The organism is Hoylesella buccalis ATCC 35310 (genome assembly GCF_000177075.1).
Classification (GTDB): Bacteria; Bacteroidota; Bacteroidia; order Bacteroidales; family Bacteroidaceae; genus Prevotella; species Prevotella buccalis.
In genome coordinates this window covers 1-1,156 of record NZ_ADEG01000065.1, presented here as the reverse complement: position 1 = coordinate 1,156, position 1,156 = coordinate 1, and the positions used below count along the sequence as shown (strand labels likewise).

1 protein-coding gene is annotated in these 1,156 nt (G+C 35.3%); it reads right to left on the bottom strand.

All coding sequences use genetic code 11. From position 1 onward, the window contains the following. Positions 1–8: 8 nt before the first annotated feature. A complete protein-coding gene (locus tag HMPREF0650_RS07245; RefSeq protein ID WP_004343809.1) occupies positions 9–989 on the bottom strand; it encodes an IS30 family transposase in 981 nt (326 codons plus the stop codon). Between the last annotated feature and the right edge of the window lie 167 nt (positions 990–1,156).

The following is a 1,156-nucleotide window of genomic DNA, read 5'->3' as shown; positions in this document are numbered from 1 at the left end:
TGCTGAATTCAAGTTCCAAATGCAACGGAATTCATATTAATAATTTGTTTAAATTTTTCGTTTGGTGTGAGGTATCCAAGTCTTTTACGAGGTCTATTATTTAGATTGTTTTCAATCCATTTAATACGCTTGTTGGTTACTTCACTAAAGTCCGTACCCTTTGGGATATACTGCCTGATAAGACCGTTAGTATTTTCATTGGCACCACGCTCCCAAGAGTGGTATGGCTTACAAAAATAGAAATTAATATCTAATTTTTGTGCTATATCCTCGTGTTTTGCAAATTCTTTTCCATTATCAGCCGTTATTGTGTGTATTAAGTTTTTTACTTTTCGTAATGCCCATACTGTAATCTTTGCTACAGGGATGGCTTCTTTCCCTGATAGCTTACGTATCCATACTCTGCTTGTTGCTCTATCATTAATGGTTAGAATAGCACCTTTGTGATTCTTTCCAATAATTGTATCTATCTCTAAATCACCAAATCTTTCTTTTTGCTCTACAATTGAAGGTCGCTGATCAATCTCCACTCTATTCGGAATAAATCCTCTACCTGCGTTTTTAGAACCACGCTTTGAATATTTGCGTCCTTGCCTTCTAAGAGATTTATGAAGATCCCCACCTTGTCGTTTATCTTGCCATATCCAACAATATATAGTTTCGTGAGATACCATAGCTATATTTTCTACTTGGCTTCTGCCCACTATCTGCTCTGGGCTCAAGTCCTTTCGTAGAAGCTTTTTTACACGCTTCTTCATAGCTTGTGTAAATACCTCCTTTCGCTTCTTTTCAACCTTACGTTTATCTGCCTTTCTTTGGGCAAGATCAGGGTTGTATTTTCCACTACGACTATCGCAATTGCGTTTTATTTCTCTATAAATATTACTCCTATCAACTCCAATAGCTTCAGCTATATCTTTTTTACTCATCGGAACTTGCAACATCTTAGAAATTGCATACCTTTGCTTTTCGGTTATATGTTTACTCATCTACAACTTTTATTTCTTTGGACGGACAATAAAAACAAAGATAGTAACATTTATCCATTCAGCAGAGAACAGAGGGAATTGTCTCTCTTTTCTCTCTGAAAAAAATATTACTTATGCAGCTATTAATCCTTTTCTTTAAAAGTTGCATTTATAACTTGAACTCAAGA

Bases quoted from the DNA above. Each gene is read 5' to 3' on its own strand.
- HMPREF0650_RS07245 (WP_004343809.1), bottom strand. From the start codon at position 989: ATGAGTAAACATATAACCGAAAAGCAAAGGTATGCAATTTCTAAGATG.